A 22,962-nucleotide genomic window follows, 5' to 3' on the forward strand; every position below is an offset into this window, starting at 1 on the left:
GGGAGGGGGCTTGCTCCCTCCCATATTTGGATGTGCGTCGTATCAGTTGTTGAAGAGTCCCGCCATGGCCTTGAGCCGTTTTTTGTACACCCGCCGCGCCTCCAGTGCCTGCTCCAACGTCACCGCCACAAACCCCGCCCGCTGGTTCGGCTGCATCTGCCCGATCAAGTCCAGGTCGGCACTGATCACCGTGCCAATCATCGCGTAGCCGCCGCCGGATACCGCATCCCGATGCAGCACAATCGGCTCCAGCCCCGCCGGTACCTGGATCGAACCGATGGGGTAGCAACTGTCGACGATATTCGACGGATCCGACCCCGCGCCGAACGGCTGCTCACGCGGTTGAAAGCTCAGCGCACTGCCGCCCTTGAAGCGATAGCCGATGCGATCCGCCTCGGAGCCGACCGTCCACGGTTCGGCAAAAAAACTGCGCTTGGCACCCGCGGTCAAGCGCTCGTAATACAGCCCCGGCACCACGCGCAACGTGACATCGCCGCCCACCGAGCGGCGCAATGCCATCGGCAAACTGTTGCCTGCCCGCCCGAGACCGCTGGCGTCACCGATGGGCAGCTCATCGCCTGCCTGCAAGCGTCGCCCGTGGAAACCACCAAGGGCGCCGAGGGTGTAGGTGGAACGGCTGCCAAGCACCAACGGCACGTCAATGCCACCGGCGACGGCGAGGTAAGTGCGGGCACCGGCCTTGGGAAATTCGAAACGCAGCACCTGCCCGGCACGTACCTGGAACGCGGTGTCCTGATGCACCACTTCACCGTCCAGGCGCGGCGACATCAACGCACCGCTGAGCGCGACCAGGGTATCGCGCTGAAACGCCAGTTCCGGCCCGATCAAGGTGCATTCCAGGCCGGCAGCGCCCACCGGGTTACCCACCAGATGGTTGGCCGCACTCAGGGCGTATTGGTCCAAAGCACCCGATGGCGGAATGCCCAGGTGGTAATAACCTTCACGGCCCAGGTCCTGCACAGAGGTGGCGAGGCCGGGTTTGAGGACCTTGATCATGCCAGCGCCTCCTGCAGGGTTTTCGGATAGCCGATGGGGTCGGCGAGAAACGCATCGAGGGAAAATTCCACCGGGCGAATGCGCAGGTCGAAACGTCCTGCCTCCACCTCGGCAACCGCCAGGTCGTAGGCGTCCCGGTCGATGGGTTTGAATTGCACGATGTCACCCGGCCGGAAAAACACCATATGCGCCTTGAGGTAAGCCAGCTGCTGCGCCGGGTCGTAGATCGGTGCCGGGGTCACGCCAAACATCTGGTAGCCGCCGGCGCCGCGCACCGAGTAGATGCAGCCGAAGCAACCGCCATGGCCGAGGGTCAGCTTCGGCGTGTCGGTGCGCGGGCGCAGGTACTTGGGCACCTGCAACTGCCGCTCGCGCTCGACCATCTGGAACATGAACGGCAAGCCCGCGACAAAACCCACCATCGAGACAAACCACAGCGCACCGCTGTGGGCGGCGATAAACGCCTCGACATCGGCCAGGCCGTTGATGCGTGCGGCATATTCCAGGTCGGTGCCAGCAGGGTCTTGATGGCGGTCGCGAAACCGCATCAGGGTTTCATGGGTCCAGGGGTCGTTATAGAGCACCGGGATTTCGATGATGCGCGTGTGCAGGGTGCGTTCGGCCACGGCCTGGGCTTCGGCGCTCTGCACGGCGTCGAGCAGCACATGGGGGGCGATGCGGTCGGGGTCGAAGCGAATCTGGAACGAGGCATTGGCCAGGCACACATCCAGCACGCCCTCCAGCGCCAGGCGCTCCACGGCACGGGTCACGGCCATGCCCTTGAAAAAAGCCTCAAGGGACATGCTCTCGCTGACTTCGGCGAACAGGTGTTCATCACCGCCGAAGCTGTAGCGGATGGGGGACGTTTCAGCCATGTCTGTTCCTCTTGGAATCGTTATAGAAAGGCAGGCAAAAAAGTAAATGTGCGATCTTATTAGGGTGTTTTGACTGTGATACCGGCCTGGTCCAACGCTTCACGGGTGGCCTCCACCAACTCCAGCGCGCCGGGGGTGTCGCTGTGCAGGCAGATGGAGTCGAATTCAATAAACAGGTCTTCGCCTTCTACGGTACGCACCAGCCCCGTCTGACATGCGCGCAGGACGCGGGCCGCGACCGTGGCCGGGTCCAACGCACGTACGTTGCGGGTAAACACAATGGAGCCGGTGAGATCGTACTCACGGTCGGCATAGAATTCGCGCACCACCGGCTGCCCGAGTTCCTTGGCCACGCGCCAGATCACCGAGTTGGGCATGCAGTACAGCAACAGCGTCGGCTCGATGATTTGCAGGTTCTGTACCAGCAGGCGCGCGGCTTCTTCGTCGCGGGCCAGGTGCATGTAGAGCGCGCCGTGAGGCTTGATGTGTTGCAGGGCCATGCCCTGGGCGCGGGCGATTTCGCGCAGGGCGCCCAGTTGGTAGAGCATGTCGTCCACCAGTTCCTGGGCCGGTGCATGGATATGCCGACGACCGAAGCCCACCAGGTCGCGAAAGCCCGGATGCGCACCGATGGCCACCCCCAATTGCTTGGCACGCGCGACGGTGCGGCGCATGGTGCCGGGGTCGCCCGCATGGAAGCCGGTGGCGATATTGGCCGAGCTGATATAGGCCATCAGCTCCGCGTCGACGCCGTCGCCGATGGTCCATGGACCGAAGCCTTCGCCCATGTCTGAATTGAAATCCACTGCCTGCATCGGGGACGCTCCGCCAAAAGGTGATGCTCGAAAGTAGGCTGCGGCTTGACCCCTTGGGAAGATCTATTATCAGATGACCTATCTTCTGAAAATCAGATAAAGCCATGTCCCTGACCTTGCGCCAAATCCGCTACTTCGTTGCCACCGCCGAAATCGGCCAGATTTCCCAGGCGGCGATTCACCTGAACATCTCCCAGTCTGCGGTGACCACGGCGATCAAGGAACTGGAAGCCCTGCTCGGCGTGCAGCTGTTTGTGCGCTCGGCCCAGGGCATGAACCTGACCGATGCCGGGCGGCACTTTCTCAACCGCGCCTACGTGATTGTGCGCAGTGTCGACGATGCGCTGAACAGCCCGTTGCCCGACTACCGCGCCAGCGGCGTGCTGCGCCTGGCGGCCAGCTACACGGTGCTGGGTTACTTCCTGCCGCACCACCTGCAGCGCATGGAGCACTGGCACCCGGATGTGACCCTGGAGGTGTTCGAGCAGGAGCGCCAGGCCATCGAACAGGGCCTGCTCGATGGCCAGTTCGACATGGCCGTGGTCCTCACCGCGAACCTCACTCACCCGGCGATCGTCTCGGAAATCCTGTTCAACTCGGAACGTCGTTTATGGCTGCCCAGCCATCACCCGTTGTGCGAACGCGGTGCGGTGAGCCTGGCGGATGTGGCGCAGGAGCCGTACATCCTGCTCACCGTCGATGAGGCCGAACACAGCGCCATGCGGTACTGGGAACAGGCCGGGCAAACGCCCAAGGTGCGGCTGCGCACCAGTTCGGTGGAGGCAGTGCGCAGCATGGTTGCCAATGGCAGCGGCGTAGCGATCCTGTCGGACCTGGTGCACCGGCCCTGGTCGCTGGAAGGCAAGCGCATCGAAACCCTGACCGTCACCGACCCCGTCACGCCCATGAGCGTCGGCCTGGCCTGGCACCGCGAACGCGCCTTTACCCCGGCAATGCAGGCGTTTCGCGATTACTTCCACGACGCCTTCCTGGCGCCGCAACAGCTGTCGGCGCGGCGTTAAAGCTGCGAATGCAGAATGGCCGCCAGCCAGTCCATGAACACCCGCACCCGCAGAGGTAAATGTCGCTGCCCGGCATACAGCAGAGACACATCCAGCGGCGGGGCCGGATAGTCCGGCAAGACCGCCACCAACTCCCCGCTGGCCAATTCGTCACCCATGCCCAGGGCCGGCACCTGAATAATCCCGAAACCGCCCAGGCAGGCAGACTTGTAGCCATCGGTGCTGTTGACCGTGACCCGACCGGCCATGGGGACGCGCAGCACCTTGTTGCCCTGCACGTACTCAAACCCCGCCGAACGTGAACCCAACGGCCGCACGTAATGCACCAGGTGATGGTCGGCCAGGTCGGCCAGTGTCCGGGGCACGCCGTAGCGTTGCAGGTAAGTGGCGCTCGCGCAGTTGATCATCGGCATGCTGCACAGCAGCCGCGCCACCACGCTCTGGTCCGGCTGGGCGCCCACGCGCAGTACGCAATCGAAGCCTTCGGCGAGCAGGTCGACCTGGCGGTCGGTGGTGCTGATCTCCAGTTCGATCAGCGGATGCGCGTCCATGAATTGCGGCAGACGCGGCAGGATCAGGTCCCGCGCCATCATGTTGGGCATGTCCACCCGAATCCGCCCGGCCAGTTGCGCTTCGTCCTGGCGAAACAGCCCCTCCAATTCCTCCATGTGTGCGAGCAAATCCTTGCTGCGCTCATACAGCACGCGGCCATCCTGGGTGGCCTGCACCTTGCGCGTGGTGCGCTGCAACAGGCGGGCGCCGAGCAGCTCTTCCAGCGCCTGCACATGTTCCGACACTGTGGAGCGCGGCAGGCCCAGGCTCTCGCCGGCACCGGTGAAACTCGACAGCTCGGTAACGCGCACGAAGGTGCGCAGCAGCTCCAGTTTATTCATGGGGATTGTTCGCCTTATTCGGCCAGTGATTCCGGTATAGCGCTGTTTATCACGTTACGACCGGACAAATACACTGTTTCCCACACTCAATCACCGAGGACATCACCATGACCCGTAAAATCGCATTGATCACCGGGGCCAGCCGTGGCCTGGGCAAAAACACCGCCCTGCACCTGGCGGCACAAGGCGTCGACATCATTGGCACTTACCACAGCAAGGCCGATGAAGCGCAGGCATTGGTCGCACAGATCGAACAACTGGGCGGCCGTGCCGCGATGCTGAAACTGGACGTGAGCCAGAGCGCGACGTTCGCTGATTTCGTCGGCGAGGTTGCTGGCGTGCTCAAGGATGTTTTCGCACAGGACCGCTTCGATTTTCTGATCAACAACGCCGGTATCGGCATTCACGCCAGCTTCGCCGAGACCACCGAAGCGCAGTTCGATCAATTGGTGGCGATCCAATTCAAGGGTCCGTTTTTCCTGACCCAACAGCTGTTGCCGTTGATCCGCGACGGCGGGCGCATCGTCAATATTTCCAGTGGCCTGGCGCGTTTCAGCCTGCCCGGCTACGCCGCTTACGCCGCCATGAAAGGCGCGATGGAAGTGCTGACCCGCTACCAGGCCAAAGAGCTGGGCGGCCGTGGCATCAGCGTCAACATCCTGGCCCCCGGCGCCATTGAAACCGACTTCGGCGGTGGTGCCGTGCGCGACAACGCCAACCTCAACGCCATGGTCGCCAGCAATACCGCCTTGGGCCGTGCCGGGTTACCGGACGATATCGGCGGCGCGATTGCCAGCCTGCTCGCCGACGGTAGTGCCTGGATCACCGGCCAACGTATCGAGGCGTCGGGCGGCATGTTTCTGTAGGAGCTTGTCGCGCAGTACGTCATACCCCCAGTGATACACATAGGTGTACGGCAGGAAAAACAGCAGTACGCCTATGTCGAGGATAAACGCCTGCACCAGGCTGATGTTCAGCCAGGCGGCAATCAGCGGTACACACACCAGGATCAACCCACCTTCAAACATCAAGGCGTGCAGCATGCGGGTCCAACCGTTGCTGGCCAGTTGCAGGCGCGCCTTGAGGCGGTCGAACAGGCCGTTGAAAATCACGTTCCAGGCCAGCGCCAACAGGCTGATCGCCAGGGTGACCATGCCCATCTCCAGGGCAGGCTTGTCCATGATCCACGCCAGCAACGGGGTGCAGATCAACAATGCCAGGGCTTCGAAACCAATGGCCTGGCAAACGCGTTCAGTAATCGACTTGGTAGGGTTCATGACCCGGCTCCGTGAGTGACGATGGTTGTCATCATTAGCCTTTGACTCGATACTTCATAACCAATAACCATCGATCAAGGCGATAGTCATGGCCTCTAACGAAGTGCTGCAGGCGTTTGTGCAGGCGGCCACCCAAGGCTCGTTTTCGGCGGCGGCGCGCAAGCTCGGCAAGAGCCAGTCCACCGTCAGCGCGGCCGTGGCGAGCCTGGAGATTGACCTGGATGTGGTGCTGTTCGATCGCAGCAGCCGCAAGCCGACGCTGACGCCGGCGGGCCATGTGTTGCTGCAACGCGCCGAGCAGGTGCTGGAGGCCAGCAGCCGGCTGGAGTTGGCGGCGAGCCAGTTGGCCCAGGGGTTGGAGCCGAAGCTGAGTATCGCCATGTCCGATACCTACCAGTCCGACCGTTTCGAAGTCGCCCTCAGCGCCTTTGAACAGCGCTACCCGGACCTGGAGCTGGAATGCCTGATCGCCGAGTGCGAAGACCTGATCGCCCTGGTCCAAAGCGGCCGCGCGCAGATTGCGTTTATTGAACACCAGGAAGAGTATCCGCCGGACCTGACCCGCGCCCCCGTGGACGAGCGCACGGAAATTGCCCTGTTCGTGTCACCCAGACATCCGCTGGCGGGCGTCGGTACCCTCACCGCGCACACCCTGCAACAGCACCGCGAATTGCGCCTGGCCAGCATCATCAACCCGAACGAAACCCGCGCCAATGGCCGTGTGTGGTCGGCCCCCAGTTACCTGATGCTGTTGGAGATGGCCCAGTTGGGGTTTGGCTGGGCACCGATTCCGCGCTGGCTGGTAGAGCGCTTTGGTGGTGGGCAACTGGTCGAGCTCAAGGCCCGGGGTTGGCCGCGCTCGGTAGCCGTGGATGCACTGTGGTCCCGACACCATCCGCCGGGGCCGGCGGGGAGTTGGTTGTTGGGGAAGATGCTGGAGTGATCTTCATTGCTTGGGGGGATTGAGTTCGGCCAGGCGGCGTTCCAGGAATTGCTTTTCCGGAATTTGCCGGGTCAGTGACAAGGCTTTTTCGTAGGCTGCCCGGGCCTCTTCCACCCGCCCCAATTGCCGACAAAACTCGCCCCGCGCCGAATACGCCAAGTGGTAATCCAGCAACGCCCCGCGCGCCAGAATGCCTTCCACCAACTGCAGCCCCGCCAGCGGCCCTTTGCCCATGGCCACCGCCACGGCGCGGTTCAACTCGATCACCGGCGACGGCACGGCACTGAGCAACACATCGTAGAGCCCGATAATCTGCGGCCAATCCGTTTCCCCGGCGCTAGGCGCTTCGGCATGCACCGCTGCAATCGCCGCTTGCAGGCAGTACGGGCCAAAGCCGCGACGGCTCAGGGCCTGTTCCACCAGCCCACAACCTTCGGCCATCAGGGACGCGTCCCACAACGAACGATCCTGCTCATCCAACAACACCAGCTCGCCGCTGGCCGAGGTGCGCGCCGCGCGGCGGGACTCGTGCAACAGCATCAGCGCCAGCAGGCCCATCACTTCCGGCTCCGGCAGCAACTCCAGCAGCAGGCGGCCGAGGCGAATGGCTTCGCGGGTCAGGTCCTCGCGCGTGAGGTCCGCGCCCATGGACGCCGAATAGCCTTCGTTGAAGACCAGGTAAATCACCCGCAGCACGCTGTCGAGGCGCTCGGGCAGCTCGGCCAGCGACGGCACCTGATAAGGGATTTTGGCTTCGCGAATCTTGCCCTTGGCGCGCACGATGCGTTGGGCGATGGTGGTCGGGGTGGCCAGAAAGGCGCGGGCGATTTCCTCGGTGGTGAGGTCGCAGATCTCACGCAAGGTCAGCGCCGCCTGGGCGTCGGCCGCCAACGCTGGGTGGCAGCAGGTGAAGATCAGGCGCAGGCGGTCGTCTTCCACGTCCTCAACGCTCCAGTCAGCGGCTTCCAGTGCGTCGGCCTGCGCCTGCAATAACGGGGTAAAGCGGGCCTGGCGGCGTAAACGGTCGATGGCCTTGAAGCGTCCGGTCGACACCAGCCAGGCCCGTGGGTTGTCCGGCACGCCCTCTTGCGGCCAGCGCTCGACCGCGACGAAGAACGCCTCGTGCAAGGCTTCTTCGGCGAGGTCGAAATCCCCCAGCAGGCGGATCAGGGTGGCGAGGACGCGCCGGGATTCACTGCGGTAGATCGCCTCGATGGGAGGCGTCAATCGCGCATGCCCTGGGTCACCAGCGTCACCAGGCGGTCCAGGCTCTGGCCCCAGCCGTCGTGAAAGCCCATGGTTTCGTGGGCCTGTTTGTCTTCGGCGCTCCAGTGCATGGCGCGGGCGGTATAGAGGGTCTTGTTACCTTCGACTTCCTGCAGGATCACTTCGGCGGTCATGAACGGTTTGCCCGAGGGGATCCAGCCCGGCGTATAGGCGTCGGTAAACACCAGGCGTCGAGGGGCGACGATTTCCAGGAACACGCCCTGGGTCGGGTACTCACTGCCATCCGGCGCACGCATCAGGGTGCGAAACAGACCACCGACCCACAGGTTCATTTCGCACTCGGGGGTGGTCATGCCGTGGGGGCCCCACCATTGTTGCAACAACGCGGGTTCGGTCCAGGCGCGGAATACACGGCTGCGCGGCGCATCGATCAAGCGGCTGATGGACAGTTCAAATTCGGCAGGTTGCGTAGGCATGGCTAAACCTCCTCAAGTCTTATGGTTGTTGTGCTCAGAGATTCAATTCGCGCACAGGGCGCACTTCCACACTGCCGACCCGGGCGGCCGGAATGCCACCGGCCACCTGGATCGCTTCATTCAAGTCCCGCGCCTCGATCAGGTAGAACCCGGCGAGCTGCTCCTTGGTTTCGGCAAACGGCCCGTCGGTGATCGACAGCTTGCCATTGCGCATGCGCACCGTGGTGGCCGTGGTTACCGACTCCAGCGGCTCGGCGGCGAGCATCCGCCCGCTTTTTTGGATGGACTGCGCGTATGCAAGACATTCCGGGTCTGCGGGGCTGTCCGGCGAGGTGTGCAGCACCTGCTCGTTGCTGTAGATCAGGCAGAGGTATTTCATGTGCGTCTCCGTCTTCGGACTATTGACTATAGTTCGCGGCGCTCAAGGTTTCAGGTCGAACAGTGCTGTGCCGCTGGCCATGTCGAACGGCGCCGACCAGTGCTCATGCACCACCTTCCAGTCGCCGTTGAAGCGTTGATAACCAGCGGTCACGCGCATCCAGCAAGCCTTTACTTCACCGTCCGGCCCGGCGCCGCCGCAGTGGGCGAGCCAGTGGGCGAATGCGCTGTCCTGGGACTCGACGATACGCAGTTCGTGGAACTCGAAAATGCCCGGGCCGGGGCAGTGCTCCATGCAGGCCTCCCAGTGCGCACGGTAGGCCGCCTTGCCTTTGAATTGCAGGGCGGTCACGGCGTCGAACGAGACGATATCGTCGGCGTAATAGCTGACAATTTTATCGATATTCCGGGAAAGCACGGCTTGCTTCCATTGCTCGATCAGGGTGTTGATTGCGGTACTCATGGCGATACTCCTTCGGGTTGGAAAATCACGGAAGACACCCTTAGTCGAACGGCCCTCGGGCAAATCGACAGCCCGTTGAAAAATAATGTCGTCCAGCACAAACCCGATAGACTGCGCCCTTCCTTGCCGCTGTTCGGACACGCCGATGCAAACCCGCCTTGTCGCCTACGAAACCCTGAATGCCGTGCAACAACAGCACGTCAGCGCCATCGAAGTTCACCCTGAACAGTTGCCGTTTTGCGGCGACATGTACTGCGCCCTCAATTCTCTCCTGGCCAAGCCCAGCCCCGGCGTCAAAGGCTTTGCCCTGCTGGCCGACGACATTCCGGTAGCCTTCCTCCTGCTTAAACGCCCACCCTGCCTGCCCCACTGGGCCGATGAACACAGCGCAACGCTGCATGCGTTGCAGGTGGATCGGCAGCAGCAAGGGCGTGGATTCGGCAAGGCCTGCCTGCAAGCCTTGCCGGCGGCGGCATTGCAGGCGTGGCCGCAGATCAAGGCGCTGGAGTTGTCGGTGGACACGGACAATGTGGCGGCGATGGGGTTGTATCTGGGCGCAGGATGGGTGGACAGCGGGGAGGCGTATAAGGGGCGGGTTGGGTATGAGCGGAGGTTGAGGTGGGTGTATGCGTCTTAACCATGGCTCTGCTGACGGGCTGCGCAGCGGTAGGTTTGGGGGGCTGCTGCGCAGCCCAATGCGGGACAAGCCCGCTCGCCACAAAGGAAGGGTTCAGCCAGTGCTTACTTGGGTTCTACAGGCAACCAGATCTCCACCGTGCCCGTGCCCTTGCGCTCATCAAAATCCGCGCTATAACGCTCGAAATCCGCCCCCGCCACCTTGTAGCCCGAGTGCGGCAACCACTCGAACATGATGCGCTCATAGGTCTGCTCCAGTGCCTGCACCGGGCCATAGTGCGGGAACACGGCGTAGTGGTGCACAGGCAGTTCGACGCACTCGAAGTTGCTCGGCACATCGCCCTTGGACGGTACTTCCACCCCGGCCATGTAATCGAATTCACCGTGGCTGGGGCTATGGCAAACGCCGTAGGCCACCCCGCCGACGCGTTTCTTGATGTGTTTTACGCTTTCGTCGAACACGCTCCACAACTTGGGGATATCCCCCACGGTGGCCTTCGAATAACGCCCTTGCACCCCGGCGATCACCAGGGCCTTGCCGTCTTCCATGCGGGGTTCTAACGGTTGTTTTGTCTGCTGGTCCATCTGAACAGTCTCCTTCTTATGAGGGAACAAACCCGTATCGAGTATAGGGGCATATCCTTGCAGTACTCCATGCAGAAAATTTCCCGACACATCTGGACAACTGGCCATCATCGACCGTATTGTCTGCCCCGCAGGCCACCGCAGTGGCCGACGTCGCTCGGACGGTTCCGGGCGCTTACGTACTCTCGAGGCAACAATGGCAGACCTTGGTTCGCCGCGCCGCTTTGCGCGCATAGATCGACTCCCCCCTTACGTTTTCAATATCACTGCCGAGCTGAAGATGGCTGCGCGTCGGCGCGGCGAAGACATCATCGACTTGAGCATGGGTAACCCCGACGGCGCCACGCCTCCCCATATCGTGGAGAAGATGGTCACCGTCGCCCAGCGTGAAGACACCCACGGCTATTCCACCTCCAAAGGCATTCCGCGTCTGCGCCGGGCGATTTCGCGCTGGTACAAGGATCGCTACGAAGTGGACATCGACCCCGAGACCGAAGCCATCGTGACCATCGGTTCCAAGGAGGGCCTAGCGCATTTGATGCTGGCCACCCTGGACCAGGGCGATACGGTGCTGGTGCCCAACCCGAGCTACCCGATTCATATCTACGGTGCCGTGATTGCCGGCGCCCAGGTGCGTTCGGTGCCGCTGATTCCAGGCGTGGACTTCTTCGCCGAGCTGGAACGGGCGATCCGTGGCTCGATTCCCAAGCCGAAGATGATGATCCTCGGCTTCCCGTCCAACCCCACCGCGCAGTGCGTGGAGCTGGATTTCTTCGAACGGGTGATCGCCCTGGCCAAGCAGTACGACGTGCTGGTGGTGCATGACCTGGCCTACGCCGACATCGTCTACGACGGCTGGAAAGCCCCGTCGATCATGCAGGTGCCGGGCGCCAAGGACATTGCGGTGGAGTTTTTCACCCTGTCCAAGAGCTACAACATGGCCGGCTGGCGCATCGGTTTCATGGTGGGCAACCCGGAACTGGTCAACGCCCTGGCGCGGATCAAGAGCTACCACGACTATGGCACCTTCACCCCGCTGCAAGTCGCCGCGATTGCCGCACTGGAAGGCGACCAACAGTGTGTGAAGGACATCGCCGAGCAGTACCGCCAGCGCCGCAACGTGCTGGTCAAGGGCCTGCATGAGCTGGGCTGGATGGTGGAGAATCCCAAGGCGTCGATGTACGTCTGGGCGAAGATTCCCGAGGCGTATGCCGCCATGGGTTCACTGGAATTTGCCAAGAAGCTGCTGCTGGAAGCGAAGGTCTGTGTGTCGCCGGGGATTGGGTTTGGCGAGTACGGGGATGATCATGTGCGCTTCGCGCTGATCGAGAACCAGGACCGGATTCGCCAGGCGGTGCGCGGGATTCGCGGGATGTTCCGGGCGGATGGGCTGGTCGCTAAAGCCTGACCCATCCACCTGAACAAATGTGGTCAAACTGTGGGAGGGGCTTGCCCCTCCCACAGTTGATTGGGTTTTCACCCTTGCCTTGTGGTGTGTCTGTTAGACCACCAACGACAGCAACATGATAAAGATCAGTGCCACAACGGACAGGATGGTCTCCATTGCCGTCCAGGTCTTGAAGGTCTCGGCCACGGTCATGTTGAAGTACTGCTTCACCAGCCAGAACCCCGCATCGTTGACGTGCGACAGGATCAACGAACCCGCCCCCGTCGCCAACACCAGCAGCTCACGGTTAACCCCGGGAATCATCCCCACCACCGGCACCACGATGCCCGCGCCGGTAATGGTCGCCACGGTGGCCGAACCGGTCGCTACACGAATCACCGCCGCCACCAGCCACGCCAGCAGGATCGGGTTGATCTGTGCGTTCACCGCCATGTGGCCGATCACGTCACCCACGCCGCTGGTCACCAGCATCTGCTTGAAACCACCACCGGCACCGATGATCAGGATGATCGCGGCGGTCGGTGCAAGGCTGGCGTCGAGCAGCTTGAGGATCTGCTTGGAATGGATGCCCTGGCGACTGCCAAAGGTGTACAGCGACAACAGCAACGCCAGCAGCAAGGCGGTGATCGGGTGACCGATCATGTCCATCCAGTTGCGCACCACGTTGCCTTCGGCAAAGGCGATGTCGGCGAAGGTTTTGAGCAGCATCAGGAACACCGGCAGCAGCACGGTGACCAGGGTGATACTGAAGCTCGGCAGGTTTTTGTTCTCAGGCTCGCGGGCCAGTTGGTCGACCAGTTCCTGGGACGGGTTGCCCGGGATGTACTTGGCGATAAACGTACCGAAGATCGGGCCAGCGATGATGGCCGTCGGCAGCGCGACGATCAGGCCGTACAGGATGGTCTTGCCGATGTCGGCGCCAAACACACCGATGGCCAGCAGCGGGCCCGGGTGCGGCGGCACCAGGCCGTGGACTGCCGAGAGGCCGGCGAGCAGCGGGATGCCGATCTTGATCAGCGACACGCCGGTGCGGCGCGCAACGATAAACACCAGCGGGATCAGCAGTACAAAGCCGATCTCGAAGAACAACGGAATGCCCACCAGGAATGCGGCGAACATCATGGCCCACTGGACCTTGTCCTTGCCAAAGGCGCGGATCAGGGTCTGGGCGATCTGATCGGCACCGCCGGATTCGGCCATCATCTTGCCGAGCATGGTGCCCAGCGCGAGGATGATGCCGACAAAGCCAAGCACCCCGCCGAAACCGTCCTGGAACGCCTTGATGATCTTGTCCACCGGCATGCCCGAGGTCAGGCCAAGGAAGCCGGCCGCGATGATCAGCGCAATAAATGGGTGAACCTTGAAGCGGGTGATCAAGACGATCAGCCCGATGATGGTAACGACTGCATCTAACAGCAGGTACGACTCGTGGGACATGCCAAACATGGGGGGTCTCTCCTGTTTGTTGTTGTTATTAAAGCGGGTGTTGAATTTCCTGCCGGGGATAGCGCTATCTTTTCCGGCAAAAAATCAGTTGGATGGTTCAAAACCGTGTGTCAGCCACCAGGCGTTGGTCTGCCTGGCCAACTCCTCGACGCTGTCTTCGCTGGCGTTGAGGGCCAGGGTCAGCGGCTCGCCCTTGGGCGATTCAAGGGTGGCGAACTGGCTGTCGATGAGGCTGGCCGGCATGAAATGGCCCGGCCGATGGGACACGCGGTCGGCGGCGACTTCGCGGGTCAGCTCCAGGAATACAAAGCCCAGGCCCGGCGCGGCTTCGCGCAGGTGGTCGCGGTATTTCTTTTTCAGCGCGGAGCAGGTGAGTACCGGATGTTCACCGGCTTTAAGCGAACGGCGCAGTTCATCGCACAGGATGTCGAGCCAACCGGCGCGGTCGTCGTCGTTAAGGGGGTGGCCGGCGCTCATCTTTTTGATGTTCGCGGCGGGGTGAAAGCTGTCGCCTTCAATGGCGGTGGCACCGTTCAGCTGGCACAGGGCCTCGCTGACACTGGTCTTGCCACAGCCGGCGACGCCCATGATGACCAGGGCGGTAACAGGTTGACTCATGGAACACCTCAGGACGCAGATAGCGCTACCTTTGCACGCGGTGAGGCAAGTGCAAAAACAGGCTTTTCCCGCGCCGTCTTGTCATTTTTATGGAGTGACGCGTGCATCCGCTCCAATCATTTGAACCGGATCAGGCAACCCATAGTTCAATAATTTGCAGCCTTTTGGAGACAGCGCTACCTTAGTGCCTCGATTTTTGTTTGGCAAGCCGCCTGATGACCTCCAAGAACGATAAAAATACCCGCACCACCGGTCGCCCTACCCTCAACGAAGTTGCCCGCCTGGCCGGCGTCAGCCCGATTACCGCCTCCCGCGCGTTGCGCGGCATCAGCACCGTAGCCACCGAGTTGGTGGAAAAAGTCCAGCACGCCGCTGCCGAACTCAACTACGTGGTCAACCCCGCCGCCCGTGCCCTGGCTTCGGCCCAGAGCCATTCGGTGGTGGTATTGGTGCCGTCGTTGTCCAACCTGCTGTTTATCGAAACCCTCGAAGCCATCCACCAGGTGCTGCGGCCCAAGGGCTTTGAAGTACTGATCGGCAACTCCCACTATTCGCGCGACGAAGAGGAAAACCTGCTGCGCAACTACATGGCCTATCAGCCTCGCGGACTGTTGTTGACCGGCTTCGATCGCACCGAAAGCGCCCGACGGATGGTCGAGGCCAGTAATGTGCCGTGTGTGTACATGATGGACCTGGACCCCAATGCCGGCGTGAACTGCGTGGGCTTCTCGCAGTTGGCGGCGGGTGAAACCGCGGCCGCACATTTGATCTCCCGCGGGCGCAAGCGCCTGGCGTACATCGGCGCGCAGTTGGACCAACGCACCTTGCTGCGTGGCGAAGGCTTCCGCCGTGCGCTGCAACAGGCGGGCCTGTACGACCCGGCGCTGGAACTGCTGACACCACGCCCTTCCTCGGTGGGCCTGGGCGGCGAGCTGTTCCTGCAACTGCTGGCCGCCCATCCGGATGTGGATGCGATCTTCTTCGGCAACGACGACCTGGCCCAGGGCGCGCTGCTGGAAGCCATGCGCCACGGCATCAAAGTCCCAGAACGTGTCGCGGTGCTGGGCTTCAACGACTTGCCGGCCTCGTCCTTCATGGTGCCGCGCCTGAGCAGCATCAGTACCCCCAGGGAAGCGATCGGGCGGCGGGCGGCGGAGCATTTGTTGACGATCATGGCGGGCAACAGGATCGCCAAGCCGGTGGTGGACATGGGGTTTGAGTTGCAGGTTCGCGAGAGCACGTAGTCCCTCCCACATTTTGACCCCGCCCGCTCGGAGGCATCGCCGTAGCTTCTCCCGCCTGCTAGATTGGCTGTTCTCCATCGCAAGGAAAGCACCATGGCACATTCACTGAAAATCCTGGGTCGCACGTCCTCCATCAACGTGCGCAAAGTGCTCTGGACCTGCCAGGAACTGGGCATCGACTACGTGCGCGAAGACTGGGGCATCGGCTTCCAGCCCACCCAGTCCGCCGAATTCCTTGCCCTGAACCCCAACGCGCAGATACCCGTGCTGATCGACGACCACGGCGTGCTGTGGGAGTCCAATACCATCTGCCGCTACCTCGTGGGGCTTTACCAACGCCACGACCTGCTGCCCATCGAGCCCGCACCACGGGCCCGGGTCGAGCAGTGGATCGACTGGCAGGCCGTCGAGCTCAACCGTGCCTGGGGAGATGCCTTCACCGCCCTGGTACGCAATAACCCGGACGGCCTGGACGCGGCGCAGATTGAAGCCGCCGTGCAACGATGGAACGACAAGATGGGCATCCTCGAGCAACAACTGAGCAAAACCGGGGCCTTTGTTGCCGGCGATGAATTCACCCTCGCCGACATCCTCATCGGCCTCTCGGTGCATCGCTGGCAGATGACGCCCATGGCGCGCCCGGCCTACCCCGCCATTGCCGCCTATTATCAGCGCCTCGGCCAGCACCAGGGCTTCCAGCTCTTCGCCCTCGACGGACACAACTGAGGAGACGCACGTGAAAGGACTCAACGTACTGCTCACCGGCGCCTGCGGCAGAATCGGCAAGACGTTTTTCGAAGCCTCGAGAGACCGCTACCGTTTCACCCTCACCGACCGCATCGCGCCTGATTTCGACCTGGGCGAACACCGCTTCATGCACGCCGACCTCAGCAACAAAGCCAGCCTGGCCAGCCTGCTCGAAGGCATCGATGTGATCGTGCACCTGTCGGGCATCCCCCACGCCAGCGCCACGTTCGACGAATTGCTGCCGAACAATATTCTCGCCACCACCTACCTGTTCGAAGCCGCTGTGGCGGCGGGTGTACAGCGCCTGGTGTTCGCCAGCAGCGCGCAAACTATCGAAGGCTACCCGGTAGACCGGCAGATCACCCCAGGCATGCAGGTGATGCCGGGCAACCTGTATGGCGTGAGCAAATGCTACGGCGAAGCGCTGTGTGGCTACTACGCGGCGAAAACCCCGCTGTCGACGATTGCCCTGCGCATCGGCGCGTTCGAATTCGTTGAAACCCACGACCTGAACAACGCCCGCGACCTCAGCGCCTGGCTCAGCCCGCGGGACGCCGTGCAGCTGCTGCAGCGTGCAGTGGAGGCCGAGGGCGTGAAACACCTGATCGCCCATGGCATTTCCAATAACCGCTTCAAGCGCCTGGACCTGAGCGAAACCACGCGGGTGTTGGGTTACCATCCGCTGGACGATGCATTTCAGACCTTCGATATCCCGATCACTGACTGAGTTTTCCCCGCCATGCCTGCACTCCCAGCTACAGACGGCATCGACCCGATCCGCGCCGCCCATATCAGCGCGCGTATCGACCGCCTGCCCGCCGTCGCCACGGTCTGGCGCCTGGTGGCGCTGCTGTCGATCGGCGGTTTTTTCGAGCTGTATGACTTGTTCCAGACCGCCTACATCAGCCCCGGCCTGATCAGTGACGGGATTTTCCACACCGGCAGCGAGGGCGTGTTCGGCTTCTCCGACCAGGCGGCGTTCGCCTCGGCGACCTTCCTCGGCCTGTTCCTCGGCGCCAGCCTGCTCAGCCCGATTGCCGACCGCTTCGGACGCCGGGCGATCTTCACCTTCGCGCTGATCTGGTACACCGTCGCCACGGTGTTGATGGGCATTCAGACGTCCGCGCTGGGCATTATCTGCATGCGTTTCCTGGTGGGTATCGGCCTGGGCATCGAGCTGGTGACCATCGACGCCTATCTGTCTGAACTGGTGCCCAAGCGCATGCGCAGTTCGGCGTTTGCCTTTGCATTTTTCATCCAGTTCCTGTCGGTGCCGGCCGTGGCGTTGATGTCATGGTGGCTGGTGCCCCAGGCCCCGTTCGGGGTGTCGGGCTGGCGTTGGGTGGTGCTGAGCAGTGCGGTGTTTGCGCTGTTTATCTGGCAACTGCGCAAGCGCCTGCCGGAATCACCGCGCTGGCTGGCGCAGAAAGGCCGCTTCGAAGAAGCCGGCAGGATCATGGACACCCTTGAGGCACGCTGCCGGAAAGACCATGGCAAACCGCTGGATGAACCTGAACCCGAAGCCGTCAGCGTGCAAGGCAGTGGCCGTTTTGCCGACATCTGGCAACCGCCGTACCGCCGCCGCGCGTTGATGCTGATTGTGTTCCATGTGTTCCAGGCCATCGGCTTCTTTGGGTTCGGCAACTGGTTGCCGGCGCTGCTTTCGGGCCAGGGTGTCAGCGTGACCCACAGCTTGCTGTACGCCTTTATCATCACCCTCGCCTACCCGCTGGGGCCGTTGCTGTTTGTGAAGGTGGCCAACCGCTTTGAAAACAAATGGCAGATCGTCGGCTCCGCCATGGGTGCGGTGATCTTCGGCAGCCTGTTCGCGTTGCAGACCACGGCGGTGGGGCTGGTGATCTGCGGGGTGATGATCACCTTCTGCAACGCCTGGCTGAGCTTCAGTTACCACTCCTACCAGAGCGAGCTGTTCCCGACCAATATCCGCGCGCGGGCGGTGGGGTTCTGCTATTCGTTCAGCCGCTTGTCGACGGTGTTCAGCAGCCTGTTGATCGGTTTTATCCTCGAACACCTGGGCACACCCGGTGTGTTGGCGTTTATTGCCAGCAGCATGCTGATCGTGATGATTACCATCAGTTGGTTCGGCCCGCGTACGCGCAACCTGGCCTTGGAACATATCGCCCATTGACGGCAACGGTTGGCCGCCTGCGGGACAATGTTTGCCGCGGCGGCCAGGCCAAATCCAGTCAAACCGGGGTTATCGGACCCGGCATGTTATTTGCTCCCGCTATGGCACCGAACATTTTCCCAGGTGACCGATCATGCTGGTTAACAACAACACCCAAGCCGTGTCGACCCTTCAAAAGATCACGCGTCCCGACATGGACCCGGCCAACGCCGCCGCCAGCACGCTGTACAGCGGTGCCCTGCAAGCGGCGCAGCAAAGCGTGACCCTGCCGGCCGCGCAGAAGGATCTGGACAAGGCCGGCGATCGCATCGACGAAGCTTTCGCCAAGACCCGCGTGCAGTTGCAGGCCAGCACAGCGGCCACCACGGCGACGACGGATGTCCCCGCCACCGGCTCCACCACCAGCTCCGCCCGCGCAGACTTCACCGATTACATGAGCAAAACCCCGGCCGAGCGTATCCGTGAGCAATTGCTCAAGGAACAGGGGTTGACCGAGGCGGATGTGCAGAACATGTCGCAGGAAAAGCAGGACGCCATTTCCAAGCAAGTGGCCGAGCGTTTGAAGCAGCAGCAAGAGCAGCAGGTAGCGGCGAAGACCACTGACCCGCAGGCGCAGGCAGTGAAAGAAACCCTGGCGGCGATCTAAGTCACAGGTGGGGCGCCGAGCGTCCCTGGCGGCATTCCCACGCGGGTGCGTGGGAATGATCATTAACTCAGTGACCGAACAGGCCTGTCTCGGTTTTCTTGGCTTTCTTGTCGGCGCGTTTTTCGTCGGCGGTCTTTGCCGGTTTCTTCTTCGCGGCTTTCTTTGAATCCATACCTTTGGCCATGATGCATGCTCCACTTACAGGGGATGTAACACTGGGTATACCACCTATTGCCGCACAGAAGGCGCTTATAATCCCCGGCCCTTGATTATGTTGCCCAAACACCATGCCCGAACTGCACATCGCCCCCCTGGCTGAGCCGCTGTGGCCGCTGCTGAACAAGTTTTATCGCCGTCATGACTCCCCGATGAAGGCGCTCAAGGGCGGGCGTTTGTGGGTAGCGCGCGACAGCGAGATTGTCGCCGGTCTGTGCCTGACACCCGTGGTCGGCGGACAGTGGTTGACCGGCGTGTTTGTCGACCCGGCGTATCGCGGCCAGGGGTTGGCGGGGCGATTGATAGCGGCGGCGGCGGCCGAGGTGCAAGGCACGCTGTGGTTGTTGTGCCATCCGGACCTGGAGGGTTTGTATCAGCGCATGGGTTTCACCCAGGACACGCTATTGCCGCAATCCCTCAGCGAGCGACTGGTGCGCTACAAGCGCAACAAGCCGATGATTGCCATGGGCTTAGATCGTTTAGTGAGGTCGTCCTCGGATAATGTGTGATCGCCCCGCATGGGCCCCATGCTAGCCTCGGCGACACAGTGGCCCACTTTTCGGATGATCATGAAAGCGACCTTTGCAGCTCTGTCCCTTACCGCCCTCCTCGTTCCCACGTTCAGCCAGGCCGCCGACGCACCGATCAGCGCCCAGCAATACGCCAGTGTGTTGGCCGGCAATTGGCGCGACCCGGCCAACAGCGCCCGCGACGGCTATCGCCACCCGCAGCAGACCTTGGAATTCTTTGGCCTGGGCGCCAGGCAGACGGTGATCGAAATTACCCCAGGGGGCGGTTGGTACAGCGAACTGCTGGCACCGTTGCTCAAGGAGCACGGGCATTACATCGCCGCCGTGCAAGCACCAAGCAGCAGCGCCTATGCGCGCACGTCCGAAGAGAACCTGAAAAACAAATTCGCCGCCGACCCGACGCGCTATGCCAAGGCAGACGTGGTCGAGTTCGACCCCAAGGCACCGGTGTTCGGCAAACCTGCTTCGGCGGATGCCGTGCTGACGTTCCGCAATGTGCATAACTGGGTGCTGGCCGATACCGCCGAGGCCACGTTCCGCGCGTTCTACACGGTGTTGAAACCGGGTGGCGTGCTGGGCGTGGAAGATCACCGGGCCAAGGACGGGGCCGCGCTGGAAGCGATCAAGGACAGCGGTTACCTGACCACCGCCCAGGTGGTGAAACTGGCCACCGATGCGGGATTCAAGCTGGCAGGCCAGAGCGAGGTCAACGCCAACCCGAAGGACACCAAGGATTATCCCGCCGGCGTGTGGACGCTACCGCCGACGTTGAAGCTGGGTGAGCAGGATAAGGCGAAGTATGCAGCGATTGGCGAGTCGGACCGGATGACGTTGCGGTTCGTCAAACCGGCCAAATAACCTGGTCCCTCCCACATTTTTTCCTCAACGGGTCGGCGATTACTCGTCAGCAGTTGGGTCCATGTCGGGAAACATCACTTCAATAAAGCCGAACTTGCTGAAGTCGGTAATGCGCGAGGGGTACAGCCGGCCGATCAGGTGATCGCATTCATGCTGCACCACCCGCGCGTGGAAGCCATCGGCAAAACGTACGATCGGCTCGCCCTTCGGATCAAACCCCTCGTAGCGAATCTGCTGGTAACGGTCCACCGCACCACGCAGTCCAGGCACCGACAGGCAGCCTTCATAGCCTTCTTCCAGCACCGGGCTGAGCGGTGTGATCAACGGGTTGATCAGGATGGTCTGCGGCACCGGCGGCGCATCCGGGTAGCGCTCGCTGGCTTCGAACCCAAAGATCACCAGTTGCAGGTCGACGCCAATCTGCGGCGCGGCCAGGCCGACGCCGCCCACGTGCTCCATGGTCTGGAACATGTCATCGATCAATTGCCACAGCTCGGGGCTGTCGAACATTTCCGGCGGTACCGGCGGGGCGATACGCAGCAGGCGTTCATCGCCCATTTTCAGGATTTCACGGATCATCGATCAGACTTCATCGGTAGTGGGTTTGGAGTGGTCGCGGCCGAGGCCGGAGACATGTTGTTTTTCATGCGCGGGCGCGGGCTCATCGAAATCCTTTGCGCCTGGCTCCTTGCCTTCGGCCGACATGTGCTCGATCACGGCATTCATCTCCGCCCCCAGCAACAGCACGGCGGCGGAAATGTAGAAGTACAGGAGCAACACGATGATCGCACCGATGCTGCCATACATGGCGTTGTAGTCGGCGAAGGTTTTGACGTAGTAGCCAAAACCGAGGGAGGCGACGATCCACACCACTACCGCAAGCACCGAACCCGGGGTAATAAAGCGAAACTTCTGCTCGACGTCCGGCATCACGTAATACATGAGGGCCACGGCAAACATCAGCAGGATCACGATCAGCGGCCATCGCACGATGGTCCACAAGGTCACCACAAATTCCTGCATGCCGATCTGGCCAGCCAGCCATTCCATCACCTGCGGACCGAGCACCATCAGCGCGGCGGCCGCCAGCAGCATGCCGGCGATGCCGATGGTGTAGAAAACCGACAGCGGAAAACGCTTCCAGATCGGCCGGCCTTCCACGACGTCGTACGCGGCGTTCATGGCGCTCATCATCAGGCGCACGCCAGCAGAGGCGGTCCAGAGGGCAATCACGATACCCACCGAGAGCAGGCCGCCCTTGGATTGCTGCAACTGGTCGATCACCGGGTTGACCTGCTCCAGGGCCTGGGGCGGCAACACCAGTTCCGATTGCAGGCGCAGCCAGGTGAAAAAGTCCGGCAGGTGCAGGAAACCGATCAGGGCGATAAGGAACAGCAGGAAGGGAAACAACGAGAACAGCATCTGGTAGGCCAGTGCCGAGGCGTAGGTGGACATCTCGTCATCGACGAATTCCTTGACGGTGCGCACCAGCACTGTGTGGAGCTTGAGACCATCGAGAACCGGAAAAATCATAGCGTCTCCTTTCGCCGCAAAAAGGGGGTTCATGGGCGACTCAGGGGCCGTTTTCTACATCAAGGTAGCCTATTTGGCGACCTTGAAACAATTTCGAAACTTTAATCACTGCATGTGACATAAAAACGGCCATCCGTGGATGGCCGTCCGGCTGCACGATGGCAGTCTTACTTGGTCGCTTTTTTCACCGCGTCCTTGGTGTCGCCCACGGCTTTTTCAACCTGGCCTTTCTTTTCCTGCACGACACCTTCAGCGCGCAGCTTGTCGTTGCCGGTGACTTTGCCGACGCCTTGCTTGATGTTACCGACGGCCTCGTCTTTCAAACCTTTTGCCTTATCCGCTGTGCTGCCCATGGTATTTCTCCGAAAGAACAATCAAAGGGTTTTGGTCATTACGTAGAGATTGACCCAAGGCCGTTCGGCAGAGTTTCAATTATTTTTCGGTGAACATTTCATCGCCAACGACAGGTTTGGCTTTATGTTTTGCAGCCAACCCACGAGAATGCCCGGCACATTCAGGCTCCAACGCTGAATAACAGATCCCGTAGGAAGGTTATGAAACTCAATAAAGCACAGGCCATCGCCCGCAGAAACCAGGAACTGGGCGGTGCCGTACTCGGCGTCAACAACTGCCACTTCACCGACCTGGACCGCAAACGCAACATCTGGTGGTTCGATCTGCCGGTGGGTCGTATTGCCGTCGGCCAGTACGAGTGGATTCACCTGTTGATGCATAACGCCGAGACCGACCAGCTGCTGCACCTGAAGGTGCCGACCGTGTTCCTGCGTGAAAAGCTCGAGGGGCTGGTGGTGCGCAACGCGGGCAAGCGCAAGCCGGAGATTACCCTAGAGCTGAGCGCGGATAAGGATTCGTTCTTGAAGGATGTGCGGCCGGCAGGTGCGGGTGTGAGCTTCGCGCAGTTCGCCGTGTAAGAACACGGTCAAAAAAATGTGGGAGGGG

General features: G+C 61.7%; 28 protein-coding genes. 13 read left to right on the forward strand and 15 right to left on the reverse strand.

Going from position 1 to position 22,962, the window contains the following annotated elements; translation table 11 throughout:
• Window positions 1–42: 42 nt before the first annotated feature.
• Genes J3D60_RS14495 through J3D60_RS14505 form a run of 3 tightly spaced genes read right to left on the reverse strand, consistent with a single transcriptional unit; the run spans window position 43 to window position 2,707 of the window.
• Window positions 43–1,017: a biotin-dependent carboxyltransferase family protein gene (locus tag J3D60_RS14495; RefSeq protein ID WP_253491827.1), complete on the reverse strand. Its 975-nt coding sequence runs from the start codon at window positions 1,015–1,017 to the stop codon at window positions 43–45.
• Window positions 1,014–1,892 carry an allophanate hydrolase subunit 1 gene (locus J3D60_RS14500; RefSeq protein WP_253491828.1) on the reverse strand — a complete coding sequence of 293 codons (879 nt, stop codon included), beginning with the start codon at window positions 1,890–1,892 and terminating at the stop codon, window positions 1,014–1,016. Before J3D60_RS14500 ends, J3D60_RS14495 begins: the two co-directional genes overlap by 4 nt.
• 59 nt (window positions 1,893–1,951) lie before the next feature.
• A complete protein-coding gene (locus J3D60_RS14505) occupies window positions 1,952–2,707 on the reverse strand; it encodes a 5-oxoprolinase subunit PxpA (protein WP_253491829.1) in 756 nt (251 codons plus the stop codon).
• A 104-nt stretch (window positions 2,708–2,811) separates the two neighbouring features.
• On the opposite strand from J3D60_RS14505, the gene J3D60_RS14510 reads away from it, so the two are divergent.
• Window positions 2,812–3,729 (forward strand): LysR family transcriptional regulator, encoded by a 918-nt coding sequence (locus tag J3D60_RS14510; RefSeq protein ID WP_027605626.1) that lies wholly within the window; start codon window positions 2,812–2,814, stop codon window positions 3,727–3,729.
• Here J3D60_RS14510 and J3D60_RS14515 read toward each other — a convergent pair.
• A complete protein-coding gene (locus J3D60_RS14515; RefSeq protein WP_115487112.1) occupies window positions 3,726–4,622 on the reverse strand; it encodes a LysR family transcriptional regulator in 897 nt (298 codons plus the stop codon). The genes J3D60_RS14510 and J3D60_RS14515 overlap by 4 nt on opposite strands.
• A gap of 107 nt (window positions 4,623–4,729) precedes the next feature.
• Here J3D60_RS14515 and J3D60_RS14520 point away from each other — a divergent pair, with 107 nt between their 5' ends.
• Complete coding sequence (locus J3D60_RS14520) at window positions 4,730–5,488, forward strand: SDR family NAD(P)-dependent oxidoreductase (RefSeq protein ID WP_065939119.1); 759 nt, start codon at window positions 4,730–4,732, stop codon at window positions 5,486–5,488.
• Here the strand turns inward: J3D60_RS14520 and J3D60_RS14525 are convergent.
• Entirely contained in the window at window positions 5,387–5,899 is a 513-nt protein-coding gene (locus J3D60_RS14525) for a multidrug/biocide efflux PACE transporter (RefSeq protein ID WP_253491830.1), read from the reverse strand. The genes J3D60_RS14520 and J3D60_RS14525 overlap by 102 nt on opposite strands.
• An 88-nt stretch (window positions 5,900–5,987) precedes the next feature.
• Between J3D60_RS14525 and J3D60_RS14530 the strand changes: the two genes are divergently transcribed.
• The gene (locus tag J3D60_RS14530) at window positions 5,988–6,842 is read left to right on the forward strand and encodes a LysR family transcriptional regulator (RefSeq protein ID WP_065925265.1); all 855 of its coding nucleotides are present in this window, start codon (window positions 5,988–5,990) and stop codon (window positions 6,840–6,842) included.
• A gap of 3 nt (window positions 6,843–6,845) precedes the next feature.
• On the opposite strand, the gene J3D60_RS14535 is transcribed toward J3D60_RS14530, so the two are convergent.
• From J3D60_RS14535 to J3D60_RS14550, 4 genes are read right to left on the reverse strand one after another with little or no spacing between them, the layout of a single operon-like run.
• A complete protein-coding gene (locus J3D60_RS14535) occupies window positions 6,846–8,069 on the reverse strand; it encodes an RNA polymerase sigma factor (RefSeq protein WP_253491831.1) in 1,224 nt (407 codons plus the stop codon).
• Window positions 8,066–8,545 (reverse strand): SRPBCC family protein, encoded by a 480-nt coding sequence (locus J3D60_RS14540; protein ID WP_253491832.1) that lies wholly within the window; start codon window positions 8,543–8,545, stop codon window positions 8,066–8,068. Before J3D60_RS14540 ends, J3D60_RS14535 begins: the two co-directional genes overlap by 4 nt.
• 34 nt (window positions 8,546–8,579) lie before the next feature.
• A complete protein-coding gene (locus J3D60_RS14545; RefSeq protein WP_065939122.1) occupies window positions 8,580–8,924 on the reverse strand; it encodes a YciI family protein in 345 nt (114 codons plus the stop codon).
• 42 nt (window positions 8,925–8,966) lie between these two features.
• Window positions 8,967–9,386 carry a nuclear transport factor 2 family protein gene (locus J3D60_RS14550; protein ID WP_065925269.1) on the reverse strand — a complete coding sequence of 140 codons (420 nt, stop codon included), beginning with the start codon at window positions 9,384–9,386 and terminating at the stop codon, window positions 8,967–8,969.
• A gap of 145 nt (window positions 9,387–9,531) precedes the next feature.
• Here J3D60_RS14550 and J3D60_RS14555 point away from each other — a divergent pair, with 145 nt between their 5' ends.
• Window positions 9,532–10,023: a GNAT family N-acetyltransferase gene (locus J3D60_RS14555; protein ID WP_141155860.1), complete on the forward strand. Its 492-nt coding sequence runs from the start codon at window positions 9,532–9,534 to the stop codon at window positions 10,021–10,023.
• A 104-nt stretch (window positions 10,024–10,127) separates the two neighbouring features.
• Here the strand turns inward: J3D60_RS14555 and J3D60_RS14560 are convergent, their stop codons facing one another.
• Complete coding sequence (locus tag J3D60_RS14560; RefSeq protein WP_253491833.1) at window positions 10,128–10,607, reverse strand: GyrI-like domain-containing protein; 480 nt, start codon at window positions 10,605–10,607, stop codon at window positions 10,128–10,130.
• A gap of 196 nt (window positions 10,608–10,803) precedes the next feature.
• Between J3D60_RS14560 and alaC the strand changes: the two genes are divergently transcribed.
• Entirely contained in the window at window positions 10,804–12,015 is a 1,212-nt protein-coding gene (alaC, locus tag J3D60_RS14565) for an alanine transaminase (protein WP_253491835.1), read from the forward strand.
• A 93-nt stretch (window positions 12,016–12,108) separates the two neighbouring features.
• On the opposite strand, the gene J3D60_RS14570 is transcribed toward alaC, so the two are convergent.
• Both J3D60_RS14570 and J3D60_RS14575 read right to left on the reverse strand, forming a co-directional pair.
• Window positions 12,109–13,461: a GntP family permease gene (locus tag J3D60_RS14570; protein ID WP_027605614.1), complete on the reverse strand. Its 1,353-nt coding sequence runs from the start codon at window positions 13,459–13,461 to the stop codon at window positions 12,109–12,111.
• An 84-nt stretch (window positions 13,462–13,545) separates the two neighbouring features.
• Window positions 13,546–14,079 (reverse strand): gluconokinase, encoded by a 534-nt coding sequence (locus tag J3D60_RS14575; protein WP_253491837.1) that lies wholly within the window; start codon window positions 14,077–14,079, stop codon window positions 13,546–13,548.
• 212 nt (window positions 14,080–14,291) lie between these two features.
• Here J3D60_RS14575 and J3D60_RS14580 point away from each other — a divergent pair, with 212 nt between their 5' ends.
• From J3D60_RS14580 to J3D60_RS14610, 7 genes are all read left to right on the forward strand, one after another.
• The gene (locus tag J3D60_RS14580; RefSeq protein WP_175539082.1) at window positions 14,292–15,323 is read left to right on the forward strand and encodes a LacI family DNA-binding transcriptional regulator; all 1,032 of its coding nucleotides are present in this window, start codon (window positions 14,292–14,294) and stop codon (window positions 15,321–15,323) included.
• Between the two features lie 93 nt (window positions 15,324–15,416).
• Window positions 15,417–16,049: a glutathione S-transferase family protein gene (locus J3D60_RS14585; RefSeq protein ID WP_065925277.1), complete on the forward strand. Its 633-nt coding sequence runs from the start codon at window positions 15,417–15,419 to the stop codon at window positions 16,047–16,049.
• 10 nt (window positions 16,050–16,059) lie between these two features.
• Window positions 16,060–16,797, forward strand: a complete 738-nt coding sequence (locus J3D60_RS14590) for an NAD(P)-dependent oxidoreductase (protein WP_253491839.1) — start codon at window positions 16,060–16,062, stop codon at window positions 16,795–16,797.
• A 12-nt stretch (window positions 16,798–16,809) separates the two neighbouring features.
• Window positions 16,810–18,219 (forward strand): MFS transporter, encoded by a 1,410-nt coding sequence (locus J3D60_RS14595; protein WP_065939129.1) that lies wholly within the window; start codon window positions 16,810–16,812, stop codon window positions 18,217–18,219.
• Between the two features lie 133 nt (window positions 18,220–18,352).
• Window positions 18,353–18,865 carry a hypothetical protein gene (locus tag J3D60_RS14600; RefSeq protein ID WP_253491840.1) on the forward strand — a complete coding sequence of 171 codons (513 nt, stop codon included), beginning with the start codon at window positions 18,353–18,355 and terminating at the stop codon, window positions 18,863–18,865.
• 287 nt (window positions 18,866–19,152) lie between these two features.
• Window positions 19,153–19,590: a GNAT family N-acetyltransferase gene (locus J3D60_RS14605; RefSeq protein WP_027605607.1), complete on the forward strand. Its 438-nt coding sequence runs from the start codon at window positions 19,153–19,155 to the stop codon at window positions 19,588–19,590.
• A gap of 60 nt (window positions 19,591–19,650) precedes the next feature.
• Window positions 19,651–20,469, forward strand: a complete 819-nt coding sequence (locus tag J3D60_RS14610) for a class I SAM-dependent methyltransferase (RefSeq protein ID WP_253491841.1) — start codon at window positions 19,651–19,653, stop codon at window positions 20,467–20,469.
• Between the two features lie 39 nt (window positions 20,470–20,508).
• Here J3D60_RS14610 and def read toward each other — a convergent pair whose 3' ends face one another.
• From def to J3D60_RS14625, 3 genes are all read right to left on the reverse strand, one after another.
• Window positions 20,509–21,048 (reverse strand): peptide deformylase, encoded by a 540-nt coding sequence (def, locus tag J3D60_RS14615; RefSeq protein ID WP_027605605.1) that lies wholly within the window; start codon window positions 21,046–21,048, stop codon window positions 20,509–20,511.
• Between the two features lie 3 nt (window positions 21,049–21,051).
• Window positions 21,052–22,002 carry a YihY/virulence factor BrkB family protein gene (locus J3D60_RS14620; protein ID WP_027605604.1) on the reverse strand — a complete coding sequence of 317 codons (951 nt, stop codon included), beginning with the start codon at window positions 22,000–22,002 and terminating at the stop codon, window positions 21,052–21,054.
• 167 nt (window positions 22,003–22,169) lie between these two features.
• Window positions 22,170–22,355, reverse strand: a complete 186-nt coding sequence (locus J3D60_RS14625; RefSeq protein ID WP_016973106.1) for a CsbD family protein — start codon at window positions 22,353–22,355, stop codon at window positions 22,170–22,172.
• 201 nt (window positions 22,356–22,556) lie between these two features.
• On the opposite strand from J3D60_RS14625, the gene J3D60_RS14630 reads away from it, so the two are divergent.
• Window positions 22,557–22,934, forward strand: coding sequence for a hypothetical protein (locus tag J3D60_RS14630; protein WP_027605603.1), 378 nt, complete (start codon window positions 22,557–22,559; stop codon window positions 22,932–22,934).
• Window positions 22,935–22,962: the final 28 nt, after the last annotated feature.

The organism is Pseudomonas sp. S3E17 (genome assembly GCF_024168685.1).
Lineage (GTDB): Bacteria > Pseudomonadota > Gammaproteobacteria > Pseudomonadales > Pseudomonadaceae > Aquipseudomonas > Aquipseudomonas marginalis.

What these genes read in the sequence shown, in the direction of transcription:
- J3D60_RS14600 (WP_253491840.1), top strand. Translation starts at nt 18,353, where the DNA reads ATGCTGGTTAACAACAACACCCAAGCCGTGTCGACCCTTCAAAAGATC.
- J3D60_RS14545 (WP_065939122.1), bottom strand. Translation starts at nt 8,924, where the DNA reads ATGAAATACCTCTGCCTGATCTACAGCAACGAGCAGGTGCTGCACACC.
- J3D60_RS14575 (WP_253491837.1), bottom strand. Translation starts at nt 14,079, where the DNA reads ATGAGTCAACCTGTTACCGCCCTGGTCATCATGGGCGTCGCCGGCTGT.
- J3D60_RS14625 (WP_016973106.1), bottom strand. Translation starts at nt 22,355, where the DNA reads ATGGGCAGCACAGCGGATAAGGCAAAAGGTTTGAAAGACGAGGCCGTC.
- J3D60_RS14530 (WP_065925265.1), top strand. Translation starts at nt 5,988, where the DNA reads ATGGCCTCTAACGAAGTGCTGCAGGCGTTTGTGCAGGCGGCCACCCAA.
- J3D60_RS14540 (WP_253491832.1), bottom strand. Translation starts at nt 8,545, where the DNA reads ATGCCTACGCAACCTGCCGAATTTGAACTGTCCATCAGCCGCTTGATC.
- J3D60_RS14555 (WP_141155860.1), top strand. Translation starts at nt 9,532, where the DNA reads ATGCAAACCCGCCTTGTCGCCTACGAAACCCTGAATGCCGTGCAACAA.
- alaC (WP_253491835.1), top strand. Translation starts at nt 10,804, where the DNA reads ATGGCAGACCTTGGTTCGCCGCGCCGCTTTGCGCGCATAGATCGACTC.
- J3D60_RS14505 (WP_253491829.1), bottom strand. Translation starts at nt 2,707, where the DNA reads ATGCAGGCAGTGGATTTCAATTCAGACATGGGCGAAGGCTTCGGTCCA.
- J3D60_RS14585 (WP_065925277.1), top strand. Translation starts at nt 15,417, where the DNA reads ATGGCACATTCACTGAAAATCCTGGGTCGCACGTCCTCCATCAACGTG.
- J3D60_RS14495 (WP_253491827.1), bottom strand. Translation starts at nt 1,017, where the DNA reads ATGATCAAGGTCCTCAAACCCGGCCTCGCCACCTCTGTGCAGGACCTG.
- J3D60_RS14510 (WP_027605626.1), top strand. Translation starts at nt 2,812, where the DNA reads ATGTCCCTGACCTTGCGCCAAATCCGCTACTTCGTTGCCACCGCCGAA.
- def (WP_027605605.1), bottom strand. Translation starts at nt 21,048, where the DNA reads ATGATCCGTGAAATCCTGAAAATGGGCGATGAACGCCTGCTGCGTATC.
- J3D60_RS14525 (WP_253491830.1), bottom strand. Translation starts at nt 5,899, where the DNA reads ATGAACCCTACCAAGTCGATTACTGAACGCGTTTGCCAGGCCATTGGT.
- J3D60_RS14500 (WP_253491828.1), bottom strand. Translation starts at nt 1,892, where the DNA reads ATGGCTGAAACGTCCCCCATCCGCTACAGCTTCGGCGGTGATGAACAC.
- J3D60_RS14550 (WP_065925269.1), bottom strand. Translation starts at nt 9,386, where the DNA reads ATGAGTACCGCAATCAACACCCTGATCGAGCAATGGAAGCAAGCCGTG.
- J3D60_RS14570 (WP_027605614.1), bottom strand. Translation starts at nt 13,461, where the DNA reads ATGTTTGGCATGTCCCACGAGTCGTACCTGCTGTTAGATGCAGTCGTT.
- J3D60_RS14595 (WP_065939129.1), top strand. Translation starts at nt 16,810, where the DNA reads ATGCCTGCACTCCCAGCTACAGACGGCATCGACCCGATCCGCGCCGCC.
- J3D60_RS14560 (WP_253491833.1), bottom strand. Translation starts at nt 10,607, where the DNA reads ATGGACCAGCAGACAAAACAACCGTTAGAACCCCGCATGGAAGACGGC.
- J3D60_RS14515 (WP_115487112.1), bottom strand. Translation starts at nt 4,622, where the DNA reads ATGAATAAACTGGAGCTGCTGCGCACCTTCGTGCGCGTTACCGAGCTG.
- J3D60_RS14620 (WP_027605604.1), bottom strand. Translation starts at nt 22,002, where the DNA reads ATGATTTTTCCGGTTCTCGATGGTCTCAAGCTCCACACAGTGCTGGTG.
- J3D60_RS14520 (WP_065939119.1), top strand. Translation starts at nt 4,730, where the DNA reads ATGACCCGTAAAATCGCATTGATCACCGGGGCCAGCCGTGGCCTGGGC.
- J3D60_RS14610 (WP_253491841.1), top strand. Translation starts at nt 19,651, where the DNA reads ATGAAAGCGACCTTTGCAGCTCTGTCCCTTACCGCCCTCCTCGTTCCC.
- J3D60_RS14605 (WP_027605607.1), top strand. Translation starts at nt 19,153, where the DNA reads ATGCCCGAACTGCACATCGCCCCCCTGGCTGAGCCGCTGTGGCCGCTG.
- J3D60_RS14630 (WP_027605603.1), top strand. Translation starts at nt 22,557, where the DNA reads ATGAAACTCAATAAAGCACAGGCCATCGCCCGCAGAAACCAGGAACTG.